Below are 20,481 nucleotides of genomic sequence, written 5' to 3'. Positions count from 1 at the left end.
CTGATTCACCATTCCAGCACGAGTTTGCCGATATGCGCACTGCTCTCCATCAGCGCATGGGCCTGGGCCGCCCCGGCAGCCGGGAAAACCTGATGGATCACCGGCCGCAGCTTGCCGGCACCGAGCAACGGCCAGACCTTGTCGTGCAGCTGGCGGGCCAGCGCGCCCTTGAACGCGACGGGGCGCGCACGCAGTGTGGAACCCGTGAGGGTAAGCCTGCGACGCATGATCATCGCTGCGTCGATGCTGGCCTTGCTGCCGCCCAATGTGGCGATGAGAACCAGCCGGCCGCCTTCGGCCAATGCGTCGAGTTCGCGCGGGATGTAGTCGCCGGCAACCATGTCGAGGATCACGTCGACGCCGCGATCCCCGGTGGCCTGTTTCACGACCGCGACGAAATCCTCGTGGCGGTAGTTGATCGCGCGCTCCGCGCCGAGCCGCACGCACGCCGCGCATTTCTCCGCGCTGCCGGCGGTGGCAAACACGCGATGGCCGAATGTCCGCGCCAGCTGGATCGCGGTGACGCCGATACCGCTGGAACCGCCCTGCACCAGCAGGGTTTCATGCGCGCCGCCCTCGCCGCGACCGAGCAGTCCGCGATCGAACACATTGCTCCACACGGTGAAGTAGTTCTCCGGCAGCGCGGCGGCCTCGATCAGCGAGAGTCCGGCCGGCGCCGGCAGGCACTGCGCCAGCGGCGCCACGGCGTACTCCGCGTAGCCGCCGCCGGCGAGCAGGGCGCATACCGCGCCGCCAAGCTCGAGGCCGAACGGGTTGTCGCCGCTGAAATCGCCATCCACCAGTTCGCCGGCCACCTCCAGGCCCGGCAGGTCGGACGCGCCCGGCGGTGGCGCGTAGTGCCCCTGGCGCTGGAACACATCCGGTCGATTCACGCCGGAGGCCGCCACCTTGATCAGCACCTCGCCCGGCCCGGCCTGCGGGATCGCGCGCCGCGCCAGCTGCAGGACGTCCGGGCCGCCGAAGCGGGTGATCTCGATGGCTTGCATGGTCATGACGGTTTCGCTCGGTGAACCGGTAGGCAGACACTGGCGCCGCCGCGCGAGATATCAAGTGTCTGGATCGCGCGGCACGGGGTCGGCCCGTGCGCAAAGTCAGATTTACCGCGCGATCGATCGCGTATACCTTCGAGGAGCCGTTGCATGGAGAATCGACATCGGCGCCACATCTTCCAGGGTCAAAGGCTCGCGCATGACGAAGCACGGGATGCAGGGCAGGGATGTTTCCCCACTCGCTGCGGCTGGTCCGCGCAGGCGCATGGCGATCCTGGTCCTGTTCGCATGGGCATGCGGCGTCGGTACAGTCGCGGCGGCCACGCAGACGCTCGCGGCAGGCTGGCGCTTTCGCCTCGCTCCCGGTTCGACCGCCGTACAGGCGCATCCGGAAGCGGCGGCGTGGCGCACTGCCCGCGTGCCAGGCAGTGTGCAGACCGACCTGCTGGCGGCGGGTGCGATCGATGATCCATTCGCTCGCGACAACGAGGCCAGGCTGCAATGGATCGGCCTGGCGGACTGGCAGTATCAATTGCCGCTGACGGTCGATGCGGCGACGCTGCAGCACGATCATGTCGAGCTGGTCTTCGACGGCCTGGACACGTTCGCCGATGTCTCACTCGATGGCCACAAGCTGCTGGCCGCCGACAACATGTTCCGGCGCTGGCGGGTGCCGGTGAAGGAGGTGCTGCACGCGGGCAGCAACACGCTGCTGGTGACCCTGCATTCGCCGATCACCCGGTTGCAGCCATGGCTGCTGCGGCAGCCGTATGCGTTGCCAGGCGAGTTCGATGCCGCGTTCGGCGACGAGCCGAAGGGCAAACAGACGTCCAACTATGTGCGCAAGGCGAACTACCAGTACGGCTGGGATTGGGGTCCGCGCTATGTCACCGAGGGTATCTGGCAGCCGGTGCACCTGGACAGTTGGGACGATCTGCGGTTGGCCGACTTCCACATCGCCCAGCAGCACGTCGATGCGGAGGCCGCGCAATTGCTGGCGCAGTTCGACATTCGTGCCGACCGCGCCGGCAAAGCCCAGTTGCAGTTGACATGGATCGCCCCCGACGGCGGTCGCCGCGGTGTGGCGCAGGAGGTGTCGCTGAAAGCTGGCGCCAACCATCTCGGCCTGCCCGTAAGCATCCGGCGCCCGCAGCGCTGGTGGCCGGCCGGCTACGGCCCAGCAAACCTCTATCACTTCCATGCCGATGTCGTTGTCGACGGCAAGGTGGTCGCCAGCAGCGAGCGAGACGCCGGACTGCGCAGCGTCGAGCTGCGGCGGCAGCGCGATCGCTGGGGCCGCAGCTTCGCCTTCGTGGTCAACGGCGTACCGGTCTTCGCCAAGGGTGCCAACTTGATTCCGTTCGACAGCTTCCCCGAGCGAGTCACCGATGCGCGCGTGCAGCAGATCCTGCAGTCCGCACGCGACGCCAACATGAACATGCTGCGCGTGTGGGGCGGCGGCTACTACCAGAGCGATGCGTTCTACGCGATGGCCGACCAGCTCGGCCTGATGATCTGGCAGGACTTCATGTTCGGCGGGGCGGTGCCACCGTACGACGCGGCGTTCCGCGAGAACACGCGGATCGAGGCGACCGAGCAGGTCATGCGCCTGCGCGACCATCCCAGCATCGTGTTGTGGTGCGGCAACAACGAAGTGCAGACAGGCTGGGAGTCGTGGCCCGACCGGAAGAAGTTCGCGCAGACGATCGGGCCGGCCGAACGCGCACGTGTCGAACAAGGCATGCGCACCCTGTTCGGCGAAACCCTGCGCGACGTGGTGCGGCGCTACGCACCCGACGTGCCGTACTGGGCCAGCTCGCCGGGCACGGATTTCGACGGGCCGGCCAATGTGCCGGATGACGGCGACATGCACGTATGGGACGTATGGGCCGGTTCCGCGCCGATCGAGGATTACCTGAAGACCACGCCGCGCTTCCAGTCCGAATACGGCCTGCAGTCGTTTCCGTCGATGGCGACGATCCGCAGCTTCGCGGCGCCGGCCGACCTGTCGCCGGACTCGCCGGTGATGCGCGCGCACCAGAAGTTCGATAACGGCAACGGCAACCAGCGCCTGCTGTTCTATATCCGCAAGTACTACGGCGAGCCGAAGGATTTCGATTCCTTCGTCTACCTCAGCCAGGTGATGCAGGCCGAGGGCATCGAGCTGGCCGCGGACCACCTGCGCAGCGCGCGGCCGCAAAGCATGGGTTCGCTGTACTGGCAGCTCAACGATGTGTGGCCCGGCGCATCGTGGTCCGGCATCGACTATTTCGGACACTGGAAGGCGCTGCAGTTCCATGCGCGTCGTTTCTACGCGCCGTTGCGGGTGGCGCCGATCCGCCGCGACGGGCGCACCGAGGTGTTTCTGGTCTCCGATCGAACCACGCCGCTGGACGCGCGGTTGCGCACGCGCGTGATGGACCTGGATGGACGGCTGCTGCACGAGCGCCTCGACGGGCTGCATGTGCCTGCCTTGACCAGCACTCGCGCCGCCGAGCTGACCGACGCGGCACTGCTGCAGGGCGCCGATCCGCATCGCAGCATTGCCGTGTTCGAGCTGATCGAGCAGGGCAGGCCGGTGTCGCGCCATCTGCTGTATTTCGAGCCCGCGCTCACACTTCAGTTGCCGGATCCAGGGCTGCATGCCGATTTCCACAACAGCGCCCACGGCATCATGCTGAGCGTGAGTGCGGAGCATCTGGCGCGCGAGGTCTGGATCGACTTCGGTTCGCTCGATGTGCAGGTTTCCGACAACGCATTCGACCTGCTGCCCGGCGAACGCGTCGAACTGCAAGTCACCGGCACGGGCGGCATCGCGTCGTTGCGTGATGCCCTGCATGTGCGTTCGCTGTTCGATGCCACGGTGCGCCCTCCCGCAGCAACCACTTCGGAGACCACACGGCCATGATCATCTCGCGCCGCTCCTTGCTGAAGCTGATGGCCGGCGCCGCCGGTAGCGTGATGCTGGGACGCCAGCCAGCGGCACGTGCGGCGACTCGCCATGTGAGCCATCGCCCGCCGGTCGGACACCGCAAGTTCGTCAGCCCCGCCGTGGAAGCGCTGATCGGCCGCACCAAGGCGAAGATCGGCGACCCTGAACTGGCCTGGCTGTTCGAGAACTGCTACGCGAACACGCTGGACACCACGGTGCGGCTGGGCAGCCTGCGCGGCAAGCCGGACACCTTCATCGTCACCGGCGATATCGATGCGATGTGGCTGCGCGATTCTTCCGCCCAGGTGTGGCCGTACGTGCCGCTGGCGGCGCATGACGAACCCCTGCGCCGGCTGTTCCGCGGTCTCATCCGGCGCCACGCGCTGTGCATCTCGATCGACCCGTACGCCAATGCGTTCCTGCCCGACCCGCAGGCGAAGGTGCCGCTGTCGTGGGCGCGGCAAGACCTCACCGACATGCACCCGGGCGTGGCCGAGCGGAAATGGGAAATCGACTCGCTGTGCTACCCGATCCGGCTGGCGCACGCCTACTGGCAGGCTACCGGCGATCGTGAGCCGTTCGACGACGATTGGCGCGCCGCGATGCACACGGTAGTGGCGACCTTCCGCGAGCAGCAACGCACGCACGGCCCCGGCCCGTACCATTTCCAGCGGCCGTCAGCCAACCCAACCGATACCCAGTTTCTCGGTGGTTACGGCAATCCGACCCGCGCTGTCGGGCTGATCCATGCGATGTTCCGTCCATCGGACGATGCCTGCATCTATCCGTTGTCGATCCCCGGCAACTTGTTCGCGGTGAGCTCGCTGCGGCAGCTCGCGGGGCTGTCTGTGATGTTGCACGATGACCAGGCCTTTGCCACCAGGTGCAATGCACTGGCCGATGAGGTCGAGCGTGCGCTGCAGAAATTCGGCGTGATGCACGACGAGCACGGCAACGACATCTGGGCGTACGAAGTCGATGGTTACGGCAACCAGCTGTTCATGGACGACGCCAACGCACCGGGATTGTCGAGCCTGGCCTACCTCGGCTGTTGTCGCAGCGACGATGCGCGCTACCGGCGCACCCGCGAGCTGGCCTGGAGCCCGCGCAATCCGTATTTCTTCCGCGGCCGCGCGGCGCAAGGCATCGGTGGCCCGCACCAGGGCTTGCGCATGATCTGGCCGATGTCGATCATCATGCGTGGCTTGACCAGCGACGGCGGCGGCGAGATCCGCCAATGCCTGAGCTGGCTGAAGACCACGCACGCCGGCACCGGCTTCATGCACGAGGCGTTCGATCAGGACGATCCAGCACATTTCACCCGCGCGTGGTTCGCCTGGGCCAATACCCTGTTCGGCGAACTGATCGTGCAACTGGCGACGCAGCGACCGGAACTGCTGCGGCGCGCATGACCACCCCGAGCCATCCCGAATACGCAACGGAGAACGCATCATGGTGACACGCAGACGTTTCCTGCAGGGCGCGGCCGCACTGAGCCTGCTCGGCAGTCGGCTCGAACCGCTCGCTGCGTTCGCGGCGCCCCGCAGTGGCGGTGCGATGTCGCCGGCGCCCGTGCCGGATGGCTTTGCGCGGCATGTCGATGTCTTCATCGGCACCGGCGGCCACGGCCACGTCTATCCCGGCGCGTCGCTGCCGTTCGGCATGGTGCAGCTGAGCCCGGATACCAACGATGCGAACTGGGATGCCTGCTCGGGCTATCACCAGGGCGACGGCTCGATCATGGGTTTCTCGCACACGCATCTGAGCGGCACCGGCGCCAGCGACATGCTCGACGTGCTGGTGATGCCGGCGCAGGGTCCGGTGCTGCTGCAGCCTGGCGCGCGCGGCTTGCCGGAGCAGAACTACCACTCGCATCACGATGGCGCGGCCGCCGGTGCCGGGCTTTCGGTTGACAGCGTGGGGCAGCCCGGACCGGGCTATCGCTCGCCCTACGACCACGAGCAGGCGCAGCCAGGCTACTACCAGGTGCACCTGAAGAATCACGACATCCTCGCCGAGCTGACCGCGACGCTACGTGCGGGACTTCATCGTTATACGTTCCACGGCGACGGCAGCGGGCACCTGCTGGTCGATCTCGTGCATGGCTATCACGACGATGCCGCGGTGCCGTGCAAGGTCAGCGATGCACGGCTGAAGCTGGTCGGCAACGACACCCTGGTCGGCGAGCGCCGCGTGCATCAGTGGGCCGGCGGCCGGCACATCTATTTCGCGATGAAGCTGTCGCGCCCGATCAACCAGGCCACGCTGTACGTCGGGGATGCAGCGTTGCCTGCCGGCACCGTCGAAGCGCACGGCACACATTTGAAAGCGGCGCTGCATGTGGACAACATCGCCAGCGCACCGCTGCTGGTGAAGGTCGGCATCTCCGGAGTCGATGTCGCCGGTGCGCTGCGCAATCTCGATACGGAGATTCCCGGCTGGGATTTCGAGCAGGTGCGCAAGGCTGCAGACAATGCGTGGGAACGCGAGCTTGGCCGCATCCGCATCGACACGGTGTCCGAAGACGTGCGCAGCATCTTCTACACCTCGCTGTATCACACCATGCTGGCGCCGACCCTGTTCAGCGATGTGGATGGCCGCTATCGAGGCATGGATCTGGCGGTGCACCAGCTGCCGCAGGGTGCCAACAACTACAGCACCTACTCGCTGTGGGACACCTACCGGGCGCAGCATCCGCTGCTCACCCTGTACCAATCCGATCGCGTGCCGGACTTGGTCAACGGCCTGGTGCGGATGGCCGGCGAGAGTCCCGACGGGCCGCCGGTATGGCCGCTGCAAGGCGTGGAGACCGGCTGCATGATCGGCTACCACTCCGCCGTGGTGGTGGCCGAGGCGCACGCGAAAGGCTTCGAGGGCATCGACTACGCCAGGGCATGGCCGCTGTTCCGCAAGCGTGCGATGGACGACGACTACCGCGGCCTGCCGTACTACCGCAAGCTCGGCTACATCCCCAGCGACAAGGAAGGCGAGGCAGTCAGCAAGACGCTCGAGTACGCCTACGACGACTGGGCTGTCGCGCACCTGGCTGATGCTGCCGGCGCGCACGCCGATGCCACCCGGCTTAAGCATCGCTCGCGCAACTACCGGCATGTATTCGACCGCAAGCTCGGCTTCGTGCGGCCGCGCGCCCATGATGGCCACTGGCTGGAACCGTTCGACCCACGTGGCATGGGCCACGCTTCGAAATGGCGCGACTTCACCGAATCGAACGCATGGCAGGCGAGCTTCCTCAACCAGCACGACCTGTACGAATACATGAAACTGTTCGGCGGCGAGCGGGCGTTCGAACACAAGCTGGATGCGCTGTTCAGCACCAGCTCGGCGCTGCCGGCCGACGCGCCGCCGGACATCGCCGGCATGGTCGGCCAGTACGCGCACGGCAACGAACCCAGCCACCACGTGGCCTACCTGTATGCGTACACCGGCGCGCACCACAAGACGCAGGCGCGCGTGCGCATGCTGCTCGAAAGCATGTACGAGGCGCAGCCGGACGGGCTCGCCGGCAACGAAGACTGCGGCCAGACCAGCGCCTGGTACGTGCTCAGCGCGCTTGGCCTGTATGCGGTCGATCCGGTCAGCGCGAACTACGTGTTCGGCAGCCCGCTGGTCGATCGGGCCGAGATCGAGCTGGCCGGTCGGCGCAAGCTGATGGTGCTGGCACCGGGCAACGGACCGGGCAGCCCGTACATCCAGTCGGTCAGCTGGAACGGCCAGCCGTGGAGCCGCAGCTGGATCAGCCATGCCGAGCTCGCTGCTGGCGGCACCCTAGTATTCCAGATGGGCAGCGCGCCGAACACGGCATTCGGCGCGGCTCCCGCGGACCGGCCGCCGTCGTTCGGCCAGGCTGCCGGTTAGGGCGCCGTGTCGACCAGTACCAGCTCGGCATCCTCGATTGCAGTGATGCGTAGCGCGGTCTCGTCGCGGATCGCCGCACCATCGCGTGCGTCGAGCCGGGTGCCGTTGATCTCCACCGAGCCGCTGGACGGCACCAGGTAGGCGTGGCGGTCCGCGCCCAGCGCGTACTCGACGGTATCGCCGGCTTTCAGCGTGGCGCCGAGTACGCGGGCATCGGTGCGCAAGGGCAGGGCTTCGGTGTCCTCCTTGAAGCCGCTGGCCAGTGCCACGAAACGGCCCGAGCGCTCGCCCTTCGGAAATGGCCGCGCACCCCACGACGGTGGCTTGCCGCTTTCGTCGGGAATGATCCAGATCTGGAAGATGCGCGTGACACCCGGTTCCACGTTGTATTCGGAGTGCGTGATGCCAGTGCCGGCGCTCATCACCTGCACGTCGCCCGCCTCGGTGCGGCCTTCGTTGCCGAGGTTGTCGCGGTGGGTGATCGCGCCCTCGCGCACGTAGGTGATGATCTCCATGTCCGCGTGCGGATGCGGCGGAAAGCCGGCCTGCGCGGCGATGGTGTCGTCGTTCCACACGCGCAGTGCACCCCAGCCCATGCGGCCCGGATCGTTGTAGCTGGCGAACGAGAAATGATGTTTCGCCTTGAGCCAGCCGTGGTCGGCCCCGCCCAGGCTGTCGAAGGTTCTGCGTTCAATCATGGGAATTCTCCGTATGCGATGGGCGCCGCCTGGCGCATGGCGAGGAACATAGGGCGCCCCGCATCAACTTGAAATGATCGCCGGGGAAACGGACTGTCGCCGGGTCGCGACTGAAGCGTGCTTTGGGGCTCCTGCATTCATGACCTTTGACCCTTAGACAAAGGTGGCAGTCGGCATAATCTGCGCGCAGCCGAATGGTGGGTGACGGGATCGTCCACCGGAAGGCTGTGGACGGAGCGACGGATCCCCACGCGTGTGGAACCACACGCAGCCGATCGAACCCTCTGGAACTTCCCCCGAGCCAATCGCCGAAAAGTGAATTCTGCGGGCTCGTATCCCCCTCGAACACATAAGGAAATCACATGAACATCGAAAACCGTCATCTCGTACGTCGCGGCTCCTCGGCGTGGAGCCTGGCAATGGCTGTCGTCATCGGCATCGCCGGCGTGGCCGGATCCGCTGTAGCCCATGCGCAGGCTACCGCAGGCAATGTCTTTGGCACCGCGCCGGCAGGCCAGACCGTTACCGCCAAGAGCCTCACGAATGGTCTCAGCCGCCACGTCACCGTCGACGCCAAGGGACGCTACAACATCGGCGCGCTGCCGGTGGGCATGTATACGGTAACCCTGGAGAAGGACGGCACCGCTGTCCTGCAGCACAACAATGTGCCGCTCACGGTGGGTCGTGGCGTCAAGGTCGATTTCCCGTGCCCGCAGAACCAGTGTGCAGGATCCAATCAGTAGCAGGCTGGGCGGCGCCCGATAGCGCTGCTTCGCGACGCGCACGGTTGAAGATGCCGCGTGGTCGCAACCGTCGCCCCGGAGGCATGTCGACAAACAGGATGCCCGGTACCGAAAGGTGCCGGGCATCCTGCCATGCGGGCCGAGCCGGTATCGGGTGCCTCACCAATCCGTCGGCCGATAGTCCTTCAGAAACTGCCCCCACACATGCTCGCCGGTGTTGATGCCGCTGATGATCGGATCGACGATGCGCGCGGCGCCATCGACGATGTCCAGCGGCGGGTGGAAGCGCTCTTCCAGCACTTTCTTCGCGGCCAGCCCGGCTGGATCCTCGTCGGTCACCCAGCCGGTGTCGACCGAGTTCATGTGGATGCCATCGTTGTGGTAATCGGTGGCCGAGGTGCGCGTCATCATGTTCAGCGCGGCCTTGGCCATGTTGGTGTGCGGGTGCCGGGTGGTCTTGAAGCTGCGGTAGAACTGGCCTTCCATCGCCGACACGTTGACGATGTGCTTGTCGCGTTCGGGCGTGCGCAGCATCAGCGGCTTCAGCCGCGCGTTGATGATGAAGGGCGCGATGGCATTCACCAGCTGTACCTCCAGCAGTTCCACCGATGGTACCTCGGCCATCAGCAGTCGCCATGAATTGCGCTCGCGCAGGTCGATCTGCTGCAGATCCTGGTCGAGCCGGCCTTCCGGGAACAGGTGGCTTTGCGCCAGCAGTTCCTCCGGCAGCAACGGCAATTGCGACAGTTCGGCGGCACGGGTCAGGCCGGGGATGTTCGCTTCGCGACCGGCTGGTGCGCTCGACGATGCGCCGGCCTCGGGCAGGATGTTCGAGCCGCGCAAACCTTCGTAGTGGCCGACCAGCTTGCGCACGTGCTCGGGCATGTCGTGCAGTGCGGCGGTCTCGCCGTCCATCATGTGGGCATAGAAATCCGGTGGGCGGCGCACGGTCTGGCAGGCGTTGTTGATGATGAAGTCGAGCCGCGGGCGCGTGGCGACCAGTTCCCGGCAGAACGCTTCCACACTCGGCGTATGGCGAAGGTCGAGGCCGTAGACCTGCAACCGATGACCCCAGTCGCCAAAGTCCGGCTCCTGCGCATAGCGTGCTGCCGAATCGCGCGGAAAGCGGGTGGTGACGATCAGTTCGGCACCGGCGCGGAGCAGCTTGAGGCCGGCCTGGTAGCCGATCTTCACGCGCCCGCCGGTGAGCAGCGCCACGCGCCCGCGCAGATCGACCAGTTCGGTGCGCTTGGCGTAATTGAACGCGGCGCAAGCCGGGCACAACTGGTCGTAGAAGAAGTGGATGAGCGAATACTTTTGCTTGCACACATAGCAATGCTTCGGCTCGATGGGCTCGATGGGCTCGCGCGGCTGCGCGGCGTCGGCGTGGGTATTGATGTCGTGCGGCAGGAAACCCTCGGGCGCAAACACGCTTGAGGTGGTGAACACCGGTTTGCGCCGCAGCGCACGGATGCCGGTCTGGTTGAGCACCGCATCCTCGGCCTGCAGCTTCGACGCATGCCGCGCCTTCTCGGCCGCCTTCAGCTTGATCCGGCGGGCCACCGGGTCGGGGTGATAGATCCGCGCCACCGCCTGATGCAGGCGGGCGCGGTCGTCGGCGGGAAGTTGATCCAGCAGGTGCGGATCCGCTGCGACCGACTCGAGCAATCGGGTGGCGGCGAGCAACCGTTCGCTCAGCGGCGATCCTGCGTCATCGAGAGGCGGTGTGGGGGAGGTGGTCATCGTCAAAGCTGTGATCTGTGCTGGAAGCCGCGAGCGCGACGGGGACCGCCGCAGGGCGGCAGATTTCATCAACCCTCCATTTTGCCTGCTTTTGACCCCGCCCACGGTATTTTTGCCGGGCGCCCGGCCGGGAACGGAGGCACGAATACGGACAGTGCCCGCACGCGGCGATGTTCCTGGTCGCCGCAATTGCAAACCAGCGCACACTTTGGGGCGCGCAGGTAATGCAAAAGTGAGGCCGTGACCATCCAGACGGATGGCAAGCGCGGCAATCGTGCGGAGCGGCAGCTTGCGGAGCAGGCGCTGCGACCGCCAAGGCATCAAAGGGTGTTTCGTGAGTGTGCCAATGCCAGCAGTCGCAAGTGTGCAAGAGGCCGTTCCGGCCAGCTCCAACGCGGTATTTTTTCCGGGCATCGAGGCTCTTCTGGTGGATCTGCCCAGCGCGCATCGCGCCTTGCCGATCGGGCGACGGATTGCCGGACAGGGTTGCCACGGCACGATGCCGTCGGCCGCGCCCACCGTCGCCAGGCTTTCCGCCACGCCCGCACAGGTTCCGCGCATCCGCTTTGTCTACTTTCCCTCGATCGACGACGGCGATCGCCGCGCGGCCTGTCATCAGCATCTGGTTCGTGCCGAAGTGCTGCTTGGCCGCGTGCTGGCGGCCCATGCCGCAGGCCTGCGCCCGATAGCACCTGCACTGGATTACGCCGCGGAGGCGCGCGCCATGGTGCCACCGCCGCGCGGGTTGTTTCATGTAGCCACGCTGGAGTACCGCCGGTGGTTCGACGCCAACGGCGCAGCGCGAGCGCAACCGCTGACCCAGGAGGCACTGGCAGAACAGTTGACGATGGTCGACGGCCTGCCGGTGGAGGATGCCCGACACCGCGCCGCGCATCGCTCGCATGCGCTACCGGCGGCTGATCAGGCGTGGCTGATCGATCGCCGGAACACGCCGCTGTCGCAGCGGCCGCTCAACCAGAGCGAGTTTCAGGCCCTGGCCGGCGCCGTCGACGGCGCGTGGCAGGCGTGCGCCGGCTCATCGCATGGCGAACGCGCGAACCGGCAGATCGCGTTGCGCGTCGCGGCCATGCTGGGCAGTCTGCTGGACGAATATACCGTTGCGCCGTTCAAGGTCGAGGCGCTGGCCCAGACCTTCATGCACCGCCACCTCATTCATTTGCGCCAGACCATCGAGAGTTCGCGTCAGGCGGAGGCGAGCCCGTGCGCGCTGCTGACGGGCCCCAAGGCCTGGTTTGCCGCAAAGGCGGCGCGGATGCACGCCGAGCACCAGATCGGCTTGTCCATGTCGCCAGCCGCGTTCCCGGCGCTGCGCCTGTCCACGCGTCCGGTGATTGCCGTGGTCGGTGGCCGGCTGCGCACGTTCGTGCATGGCTGGCATCGCGGCACTGTACGCACCGGGGTGACGTTCACCGCGTTCGGTTAGGCGTCGCCCATGGTGATGTCGGCGTGCCCCTGGGTTTAAGGGTACGTCCATGGCTGGCGAAGCTGTTCCGATGCCGTGCGCTCGACGACCTGGCTTCGCCAACGCGGCCATCGGGCGATTCCGGAGCCATGACATGCTTGTCGGCAACATCGAGCAGCATCTCGCTTGTTCCCCATCTCCGCGCAGTGGTACCCAAACGACGAAACGGCGCAGGCATGGGCAGCCTGCGCCGTTTCGATTCATCAGGTCGCCTTGGCGACCGGGTTACAGAGCGAGCGCGAACTTCACCATGACCTGGCCGGCCTTGAAGCTGTGGTTGAATTGGTAGTCGTAGGTGCTTTCCAGTGACCAGCGGTTGCCGCCGGCGATCAGCAAGCCAGCGCCCAGGTCAGCCATGTCCCGCCCCGTCTTGACGCCGGTGGTGGTGAATGACGGTCCACCGCTGGCAAACGCCGCGGTATTGCTCATGGTTCGGCCACTGAACGAATGCAGCCAGTTGGCATGGACCTCGGGCCGCACGGTCAGGGAACCGGACGTGGCCAGGTCGCGGGCAAATTTCACACCCAGGCCAGACTGCAGGAAATCGTACTTCTGCGCCTCGACCCTGAGGTTGACGGCATCGCCGCCGAACTCGCTGTAGCCAGGCGTTTTCAGGCGGGTGTACTGCAACGTGGCGGTCGGCGTGACGACCGAGCGTCCATCGCCCACGTAGAAGTGATAGCCGGTGCCGGCGAAAGCGGTGTACTGATGGCCGCTGTAGCTGGCCTGCGCCCTCTCGTCGAAGCCCGGAAACACGACCCGGCGTGAACTTGAGTAGTCGTCCAGTCCGTAGACCAGGGCTGCGTTGACAAACCAGGGGCCCGGGGCGTAACCGAGATAGGCGGTTGCCTGATAGGAACGGATGTTGCCGCGGCTCTCCGAGTCCAGGCCATCGAGCGTGGAACGAGCAGTCCGGACACCGATGCCTGCCGTGGTCGCCTGGCCAAGCGGAAAATCGAGACCGAGCATCGCGCCGTAGCTGTTGTCGGTATATCCCTCGTATCCGAGGTTGCCGCGCTGCGTGCCGGCGAAGCCGAATGCGGCGCCCCACACCTGCGGGCCCCGTTTGTCGGAGGTGCAGCCTGCCGCGTCGTTTCGGCGCTGTCTGTTCTGATCATCGGGTTGATCGCTTGAGCTGCAGGGCAGCTGGATGCTTTGCATATGCGACTCCCACAGGCCCTGGAACTGCTGGGTGGCGCGATAGTTCGCCTGCGGCAAGGCGAGGCTGGCGGCACTCGGCTGCAGCTGCGCCAGCGCATCGGCGACGGCGGGTGCGTCGGGCAACAGCGTGATGGCCGTCAGCAGCGGCGACGTGGCTGGCGTCAGCGGCAAGGCGTCGATGACCGGCGCGATGATCGGTGCCGTTGGGCTGCCGATCGGGGCCACCACTATTGCCAGCGGAATCTGGGTCGCGGTGATCTGCACCAGGCCGTTGGTGGTGGGCGCCGCCGAGAACAGGTAGCGCGTGGTGTTGCTGGTGGCGGTTACCGTGCTGCCACTGGTGCCGCTGGTGGCATCGACGATGTTGAACTGGCTGCCGACCGGAATCGGCCCGGTGACGGTCACATTCACCTGCAGCGCATTGCCGATGGTGGCCGCGCCGACCGGCACGATCTTGCCGTAGACCGTGGGGCTGAAGATCGTGGTGTTGATGGTGCCGGCTACCGGGATCGCGAACGCGCCGGCCACGTTGAGGGTGTTGGTATTGAGCGTATAGGCCGCGGCATTCGCCTGGCCAGTGATCAGCGCATTGCCGCCGACCACGTTGATCTGCCTGAGCCCACTCGCAGCGCCCACGGCGCCATCCAGGATGCTGTTGCCGTTGAGCGTCAGCGTGCCGGTGCCGGCGCCGGCGGTATTGGTGATGGCGGCCTTGACGGTCTGGCCCGCGCCGACATTGATGAAGCCGTCACCGGCAAAATCCATGGTCGAGCCGGTGTTGCTGGTGAAGCCGCCGTTGAAATTGACGGTGCCGGTACCGGCCACCGAGAACATCGTCGAATAGACCGGCCCGTTGAAGGTGACCGTGTTGGCATTCGTGCCGGCCGATATGTTGAGGAAGGTGCTGCCGGTCGTGCCGACGAATCCGGTCACCGTCGAATTGTTGCTGAACAGGATGCTCGCCGTATTGGCCGCGTCGGTGGTGATCGCGCCGCCGGGGTCATTTCCGGTGTTGATGTCCTGGGCGCCTACGGTAAGCAGGCCGGGGCCTTGCGTATCGACGCCGCTGGCGACACCGACCGGGCTTACCACGCCAGGCAGTACGACGACTTCGCGAGCTACGGTCATGGGGAGCCAAGCCACCATGGCCGTGCCAAGGAGGGGAATCAAAAGTGTTTTCTTCACGGGGTGTCCCTGCAGGATTTGCGAGCGAAACTCGCGGCGATACTTTCCCACTGGGTCAGCAGGTGCATGAAAAACGCTCGTCGGTCCCCGTTTGGAGTATCACCCCGGAGGTAAACGTGTGGAACAGTGCACCGCACACCCTTCATCGCTGATATCAGCGCTGTTCCCTGCAGTGCGAGTTCTGCACGACCGCATGGATCTGGAAGTTCCCGACGGATTCCACCGTGTTCTTCGGTGGGTCGAGCGACCATGCGCGGCTGGTACCGGAATGAAAGACTTCGATGCAACTAGTTAAGAATACGTCATCGGCGCGACGCCGATGTGAAGGCCGGCTTTGCGCCGGAACGGACGTGCGCATCCACGCAGGGCCACATCGGCTGGACGCGCCGGACGGCAGATCGCCGCGCAGCGACGCGCCGGCAAGTGACCGGGGGCGTACCATGCGGCCGTTGGAGGCCTGCATCGCATGGAGGTACTTCACTATGACTGATACCCGGCAGATGCCGCTCGACCGTTCGGCCGAGGCGCTGTTCGTCACGGTTTATGCCCGCCTCAAGGCGATGGCCGCGCGGCAACTGGCCAGCCGGCGCAACGCCACCCTGGATACCACCGAGCTGGTGCACGAGTTGTATCTGCGCATGGGGCAGCGGGAGGCGTTGCATTTCGACCATCCCGCGCAGTTCTTCAGCTACGCCGCGCGCGCCATGCGTCATCTGCTGATCAATCGCGCGCGCGATCGCCTGCGCCTGTGCGCTGGCGGGCAGTGGCAGCGGATCACGCTGGACGACCGCGACCTGAAATTGGCGCTGGACACCGCCGAGCAGGCGCTGGCGCTGGATGCTGCGCTGGACGATCTCGAGCAGACCGACGCCCGCGCCGCCCAGGTCGTGGAGTTGCGCTTTTTTGCCGGGCTCAGCCTGGAGCAGGTGGGCGAGACGCTGGGGCTGGCCCGGCGCACGATCGACCGCGATTGGCGTTTCGCGCGCGCGTTTATCAAGGCCCGCATGGAGTAGCGAGCCTCGCGGGCGACGTCGCAATCGGCGCGCATTCGGGGTTTATCGCAGGCAGGGCATCGTCGGGGAGAATCCGTCTTGACATCCACACCATCGTTGCGCGAGTTGTTCGAGGCGGCGCTCCCGCTGCCCGCCGCCGCGCGTGCGCGCCTGCTGGCCGAGCGCTGTGTCGATCCGCGGCGGCGCGCGCAGATCGAGCGCATGCTGGCCGCCGACGCCGCCGGGGGCGAATTGCTGTCCACCGGCGATGCGGCCCGCGCCGCCCGGGCGATCGGTGATACCTGCGTCGCCGATGCGCTGCCGGCCGGCAGCAGCATCGGCCCGTTCACGCTGCTTGAAGTGCTGGGGGAGGGTGGATCGTCGACCGTGTTTCGCGCGTTTCGCGACGCCGACGGCGTGCGTCAGGAAGTGGCGATCAAGTTGCTGGCACGAGGCCTGTACACCGCCGATGCGCAGCGCCAGTTCCGCCGCGAACGCGAAGCGCTGGCGCGCCTGCGGCATCCCGGCATCGCGCGTCTTATCGAGGGTGGGATCACCGACGGCGGGCTCGCCTACATCGCACTGGAACTGGTCGACGGCCTGCCCATCACCCGTTACGCACGCGACCACGGCCTTGACCTGCGCGAACGGCTTGTGCTGTTCCTGCGGGTCTGCCGCGCGGTCGAGACGGCGCATCGTGCGCTGATCGTGCACCGCGACCTGAAGCCGTCCAACGTACTGGTCACGGCCGACGGCGACGTCAAGCTGCTCGACTTCGGCATCGCCAAGCTGCTCGACGAGGACGTGCCCGGCGCCCTGCGGACCCAGCATCGCGCGCTCACGCCGGCCTATGCCGCGCCGGAGCAGTTCGCGCAGCAGCCGATCACCACCTCCACCGACGTGTACGCGCTCGGCATACTGCTGGACGAGCTGATCACCGGACGCCGTCGCGCCACCGGCGATACCACGACGCCATCGTCGCGGGTCGATCCGTCATCCGTGGCCGCTGCCTACGGCGTGGCGCAGGCGCTGGTATCGATGAAGCCGTTGCGGCGCAAACTGCGCGGCGATCTGGACAACATCGTGCTGAAAGCCGCAGCGATCGAGCCGGAGCGCCGTTACGCCTCGGCCGGCGCGCTGGCCGAGGACATCGAACGCCACCTGGATCGCCAGCCGGTGTTGGCGCATCCACCCTCGCGCTGGTATCGCACCCGCAAGTTCGTCGACCGCCATCGGGGCGGCGTGGCCATCACCGCGGTGTTCGTGCTGTCCATCCTGGTCTCCTTCTCGGTGGCCCTGTGGCAGGCGCACGTCGCGCGACAGCAGGCCGCGCGCGCCAACATGGTGCGGGCTTTCGTCGAGAGCCTGTTCGCGCCGATCCGCTACGGCGTCGCCGCATCGAAACAACCCAGCCTGGACGAACTGCTGGCGCGTGGCATCACGAAACTCGACACGTCGCCGCATCTGGATGACGGTGGCCGCGTCGATCTGCTGGCGATGTTCTCTCGCCTCTACGAGAACATCGGCGATGCCGCACGATCGCGCAAGCTGGCGAACCAGGCCGTCGCCTTGTCCGAACAGGCGCTGGCACCGTCCGACATCGAGGCGATCCGTGCGCTCACCGCGCGCGGCTATTCCGAGGTGCGCATGGAGGACTACGCCGCTGGCGGCGCCGACCTGCGCCTGGCGCACCAGCGCATGCTCGCGCAGGGGATCCACGGCGAAGCGCTGATCGACCTGCTCGGTCCGCTGGGCGCGGCCGAGAACAGCGAGGGGCATGGCGACATCGCGCTCGATCTCGCCCGTGAGGCATTGGCCGAACGGATCGCCACCTGGGGCGCGGACGATCCGCGGGTCGGCATCGGCTACAACGACGTCGCCTCCGCGCTGGAAGGGCTGGAACGCTACGACGAGGCGATTCCGATGTGGCGCAAGACCTGGCAGTTCGAGCTGGCGCATTTCGGCCCGTCCAGCGACGAATCCACCCTGGCGCTGTCCGGCTGGGCCTCGTCCGCGTTTCGCGCCGGCCACTGGATGCAGGCGCATGCGCTGTTCGCGCAGGCGCTGGCGATGTACGCGAGCAACGGCAGCCAGCCGCAGCTTACCCAGGTGTATGCTGCGCAGAAGGCCTGCGTACTGGAGGGACTGCGCGCCGATCGTGCCAGTGCGCAGGCGCGCTGCAGGCGGGCGCAGGCCTGGTCCGCCGGCGGCTTCGGGGCGGACACCGCCTTGCACGGTGATTCGCTGGAAGCCACCGCCTTCGGCGATGTGGAAAGCGGCGATCTCGCCGGGGCGCGGAAACGGTTCGAAGCAGCGCGCAAGTTATATGGCAACGATCCGGCCAACCGCATGCGCGTCGGCCGCGTGGACAGCGAGCTGGCCGGTATCGCCTTGCTGGAAGGCCAACCCGCGCTGGCGCGCGGGCTGCTGCCCGGCGCCATCGCCGACCTGCGCACGCACAGCTACCAGATGCCGCCGCTGATTGCCGAGGCTCGCCTGCTGCTGGCCTGCAGCCAATCTCCCGGCCCGCAGTGTCCAGTGGATCTCTCCGCAACGGTCGATCGCGACCTCGCCGCGATCGCGTCCCGCGGCGACCCGCAACTGCTGTGGGTGCAGACGCTGCTGGCGCAGGTCGAGCTGGAGCATGGCGAACCGGGCCAGGCGAAAGTGCGGCTGGCGACAGCGATCCGGCGCGCCAGCCATGAGTTGCCGCCGGCGCACCCACGCCGGCTCGCGGCGCAGCTGTGGCTTGCCGTTGCCGCCGCGCGCGGCGGCGATTGCGCCTACGCCGCCGCGCAGACGAGCGCTGCGCGCGCAATCATCGAAGCCGGTGATCTTGGCCCGCATCCCGAGCTGGCCAGCGCCACTGCGCTGCTGCGCCGGCCCATCGCGTCCTGCGGCACCCTGCTGAACTGACCCCCGCACCTCGCCTCGCGACAGCCCCGGTGCCGACAGTCCGTACGCGCCCCGCCGCGCGCATGTCGCACTTTGCCCGCGGGCAGTGTTCTCCGTCATGCCACGACCGTATCGGCCGGGCAGCGCCTGAGGAACGCTCAACCAGCCATGGGGCAACCGTCATGTTCGATCATCGTTTCCGATTCGCCGCGCGCCGGCGACTGGCAGCCACCCTTGTGGCCATGCTCTTGGCAGCCGCCGGCGCCACCCGTGCACAGCCGGCCGATCGCCAGCCCTCGCATGCCCATCCGTTGACCACCGCCGACCCGACCGGTTGGCTGCAAACCAGCACGCCCAGCGGCCGCATCGACAGCGGCAACCCGTTCTTCCAGAGCTTCGGCAGCAACGGCCGCTCCTGCAACTCCTGCCACCGCCAGGCGCAAGGCTGGACGGTCTCGCCGGACGAGCTGCGCCAGCGCTTTGCCAGGACCAGCGGCACCGATCCCATCTTCGCCCTGGTCGACGGCGCGGTGTCGCCGGTGGCCGATGTGTCGAGCGTCTACGCGCGCCGCAACGCCTACGCCATGCTGCTCAGCCGCGGCCTGCTGCGCATCGGCATGCCGCTGCCGGCCAACGCCGAGTTCCGCCTGAGCGGGGTCGACGACCCCTATGGCTACGCCAGCGCGCGCGAGCTGTCGCTGTTCCGCCGGCCGCTGCCGGCGACCAATCTGATCTGGCTCACCGCCGTGATGTGGGATGGGCGCGAGACCTTCACGCCGTTCAAGCCGCCGATGGATGCGGGCATCGACCTGGAAAACTTGCGGGTCAGCCTCGCCTCGCAGGCGCGCCACGCCATCCTCGGCCACGAGCAGGCGGCGGCCGCGCCCGACGATGCCGTCATCGGGCGGATCGTCGACTTCGAAACGCACCTGTTCACCGCGCAGGTCGACGACAACGGCGCGGGCCGGCTCAACAGCGACAATGCCATGGGCGGCGCGAACATCCTCGCCCAGCAACGCTTCTGGGTCGGCATCAACGACACCCTCGGCAACGATCCCACCGGCGACGCGTTCGATGAAAAGTCCATGCGCCTGTTCGACGACTGGGACGATCCCACCGCACAGTTCCGCCGCGACCCGCGGGACCGCGCGCGTGCCGCCATCGCCCGCGGCGAGCAGCTGTTCAACAGCATGCCGATCGCCATCAGCGGCGTGGCCGGGCTCAACGACGTGACCGGTATCCCGGTGATCCACGGCTCCTGCAGCAGCTGCCACAACTCGCCCAACATCGGCAACCATTCGATGGCGCTGCCGGTCAATATCGGCGTGGCCGACGCCAGCCGGCGCACGGCGGACATGCCGCTGTACACGCTCACCAACCGGAGCACCGGCAAGGTCGTGCAAACCACCGATCCCGGCCTGGCCATGATCACCGGCAAGTGGGCCGACATCGGCAAGTTCAAGGGCCCGATCCTGCGCGGCGTGGCCGCGCGCGCGCCGTACTTCCACAACGGCTCGGCGGCCACCCTGGGCGACGTGGTCGACTTCTACGACACCCGCTTCAACATACACATGAGCGCACAGCAGAAGAGCGACCTGGTGGCGTTCCTGTCGGCGCTCTGACGGGCGCCGGCCGCGCTGTCCGTCTTGCTGCTCGCTCATGCTCGGCTCCGCTGCGGCTCGCGCGGAAGGGGCGATGCTGTAGGAAGCTTTTTTTGTCCGGGGCCCGAGCTCCGAGGAGCTGCAGCGCCGGGAATTTTTTGC

The 20,481-nt window shown here is 66.9% G+C and carries 12 protein-coding genes; 8 read left to right on the top strand and 4 right to left on the bottom strand.

The window, feature by feature from the left end:
- Positions 1-5: 5 nt before the first annotated feature.
- Positions 6-1,007: an NAD(P)H-quinone oxidoreductase gene (locus ACFPME_RS00520; RefSeq protein ID WP_377302798.1), complete on the bottom strand. Its 1,002-nt coding sequence runs from the start codon at positions 1,005-1,007 to the stop codon at positions 6-8.
- Positions 1,008-1,275: 268 nt separating this feature from the next.
- On the opposite strand from ACFPME_RS00520, the gene ACFPME_RS00515 reads away from it, so the two are divergent.
- From ACFPME_RS00515 to ACFPME_RS00505, 3 genes are read left to right on the top strand one after another with little or no spacing between them, the layout of a single operon-like run.
- Positions 1,276-3,918: a beta-mannosidase gene (locus ACFPME_RS00515; RefSeq protein ID WP_377300946.1), complete on the top strand. Its 2,643-nt coding sequence runs from the start codon at positions 1,276-1,278 to the stop codon at positions 3,916-3,918.
- Entirely contained in the window at positions 3,915-5,354 is a 1,440-nt protein-coding gene (locus ACFPME_RS00510; RefSeq protein ID WP_377300944.1) for a glycoside hydrolase family 125 protein, read from the top strand. The genes ACFPME_RS00515 and ACFPME_RS00510 overlap by 4 nt, the downstream gene beginning before the upstream one ends.
- Before the next feature lie 40 nt (positions 5,355-5,394).
- The gene (locus ACFPME_RS00505) at positions 5,395-7,818 is read left to right on the top strand and encodes a GH92 family glycosyl hydrolase (protein ID WP_377300942.1); all 2,424 of its coding nucleotides are present in this window, start codon (positions 5,395-5,397) and stop codon (positions 7,816-7,818) included.
- Here ACFPME_RS00505 and ACFPME_RS00500 read toward each other — a convergent pair.
- Positions 7,815-8,516 (bottom strand): pirin family protein, encoded by a 702-nt coding sequence (locus ACFPME_RS00500; protein ID WP_377300940.1) that lies wholly within the window; start codon positions 8,514-8,516, stop codon positions 7,815-7,817. The genes ACFPME_RS00505 and ACFPME_RS00500 overlap by 4 nt on opposite strands.
- A gap of 362 nt (positions 8,517-8,878) precedes the next feature.
- Here ACFPME_RS00500 and ACFPME_RS00495 point away from each other — a divergent pair, with 362 nt between their 5' ends.
- Positions 8,879-9,259, top strand: a complete 381-nt coding sequence (locus ACFPME_RS00495) for a carboxypeptidase-like regulatory domain-containing protein (RefSeq protein ID WP_377300938.1) — start codon at positions 8,879-8,881, stop codon at positions 9,257-9,259.
- A gap of 159 nt (positions 9,260-9,418) precedes the next feature.
- Here ACFPME_RS00495 and ACFPME_RS00490 read toward each other — a convergent pair whose 3' ends face one another.
- Positions 9,419-11,002 carry an SDR family NAD(P)-dependent oxidoreductase gene (locus ACFPME_RS00490; RefSeq protein ID WP_377300936.1) on the bottom strand — a complete coding sequence of 528 codons (1,584 nt, stop codon included), beginning with the start codon at positions 11,000-11,002 and terminating at the stop codon, positions 9,419-9,421.
- Between the two features lie 364 nt (positions 11,003-11,366).
- Between ACFPME_RS00490 and ACFPME_RS00485 the strand changes: the two genes are divergently transcribed.
- Positions 11,367-12,446, top strand: a complete 1,080-nt coding sequence (locus ACFPME_RS00485; RefSeq protein WP_377300934.1) for a hypothetical protein — start codon at positions 11,367-11,369, stop codon at positions 12,444-12,446.
- A gap of 264 nt (positions 12,447-12,710) precedes the next feature.
- Here ACFPME_RS00485 and ACFPME_RS00480 read toward each other — a convergent pair whose 3' ends face one another.
- Positions 12,711-14,774, bottom strand: coding sequence for an autotransporter family protein (locus ACFPME_RS00480; RefSeq protein WP_377300932.1), 2,064 nt, complete (start codon positions 14,772-14,774; stop codon positions 12,711-12,713).
- A 539-nt stretch (positions 14,775-15,313) separates the two neighbouring features.
- Here ACFPME_RS00480 and ACFPME_RS00475 point away from each other — a divergent pair.
- The 3 genes from ACFPME_RS00475 (at position 15,314) to ACFPME_RS00465 (ending at position 20,340) form a co-directional block, all read left to right on the top strand.
- Positions 15,314-15,844 (top strand): ECF-type sigma factor, encoded by a 531-nt coding sequence (locus tag ACFPME_RS00475; protein WP_377300930.1) that lies wholly within the window; start codon positions 15,314-15,316, stop codon positions 15,842-15,844.
- 78 nt (positions 15,845-15,922) lie between these two features.
- On the top strand, positions 15,923-18,739 hold the full coding sequence (locus ACFPME_RS00470; RefSeq protein WP_377300928.1) for a serine/threonine-protein kinase: 2,817 nt from the start codon (positions 15,923-15,925) through the stop codon (positions 18,737-18,739).
- Positions 18,740-18,900: 161 nt separating this feature from the next.
- The gene (locus tag ACFPME_RS00465; RefSeq protein WP_377300926.1) at positions 18,901-20,340 is read left to right on the top strand and encodes a c-type cytochrome; all 1,440 of its coding nucleotides are present in this window, start codon (positions 18,901-18,903) and stop codon (positions 20,338-20,340) included.
- The last annotated feature ends 141 nt before the right edge of the window (positions 20,341-20,481 follow it).

It is taken from the genome of Rhodanobacter umsongensis (genome assembly GCF_042654965.1).
GTDB classification, from domain to species: domain Bacteria; phylum Pseudomonadota; class Gammaproteobacteria; order Xanthomonadales; family Rhodanobacteraceae; genus Rhodanobacter; species Rhodanobacter umsongensis.
This window is presented reverse-complemented; position numbering and strand designations above follow the sequence as displayed.

Bases quoted from the DNA above. Each gene is read 5' to 3' on its own strand.
- ACFPME_RS00500 (WP_377300940.1), bottom strand. From the start codon at position 8,516: ATGATTGAACGCAGAACCTTCGACAGCCTGGGCGGGGCCGACCACGGC.
- ACFPME_RS00505 (WP_377300942.1), top strand. From the start codon at position 5,395: ATGGTGACACGCAGACGTTTCCTGCAGGGCGCGGCCGCACTGAGCCTG.
- ACFPME_RS00480 (WP_377300932.1), bottom strand. From the start codon at position 14,774: ATGACCGTAGCTCGCGAAGTCGTCGTACTGCCTGGCGTGGTAAGCCCG.
- ACFPME_RS00475 (WP_377300930.1), top strand. From the start codon at position 15,314: ATGACTGATACCCGGCAGATGCCGCTCGACCGTTCGGCCGAGGCGCTG.
- ACFPME_RS00490 (WP_377300936.1), bottom strand. From the start codon at position 11,002: ATGACCACCTCCCCCACACCGCCTCTCGATGACGCAGGATCGCCGCTG.
- ACFPME_RS00510 (WP_377300944.1), top strand. From the start codon at position 3,915: ATGATCATCTCGCGCCGCTCCTTGCTGAAGCTGATGGCCGGCGCCGCC.
- ACFPME_RS00495 (WP_377300938.1), top strand. From the start codon at position 8,879: ATGAACATCGAAAACCGTCATCTCGTACGTCGCGGCTCCTCGGCGTGG.
- ACFPME_RS00520 (WP_377302798.1), bottom strand. From the start codon at position 1,007: ATGCAAGCCATCGAGATCACCCGCTTCGGCGGCCCGGACGTCCTGCAG.
- ACFPME_RS00465 (WP_377300926.1), top strand. From the start codon at position 18,901: ATGTTCGATCATCGTTTCCGATTCGCCGCGCGCCGGCGACTGGCAGCC.
- ACFPME_RS00515 (WP_377300946.1), top strand. From the start codon at position 1,276: ATGGCGATCCTGGTCCTGTTCGCATGGGCATGCGGCGTCGGTACAGTC.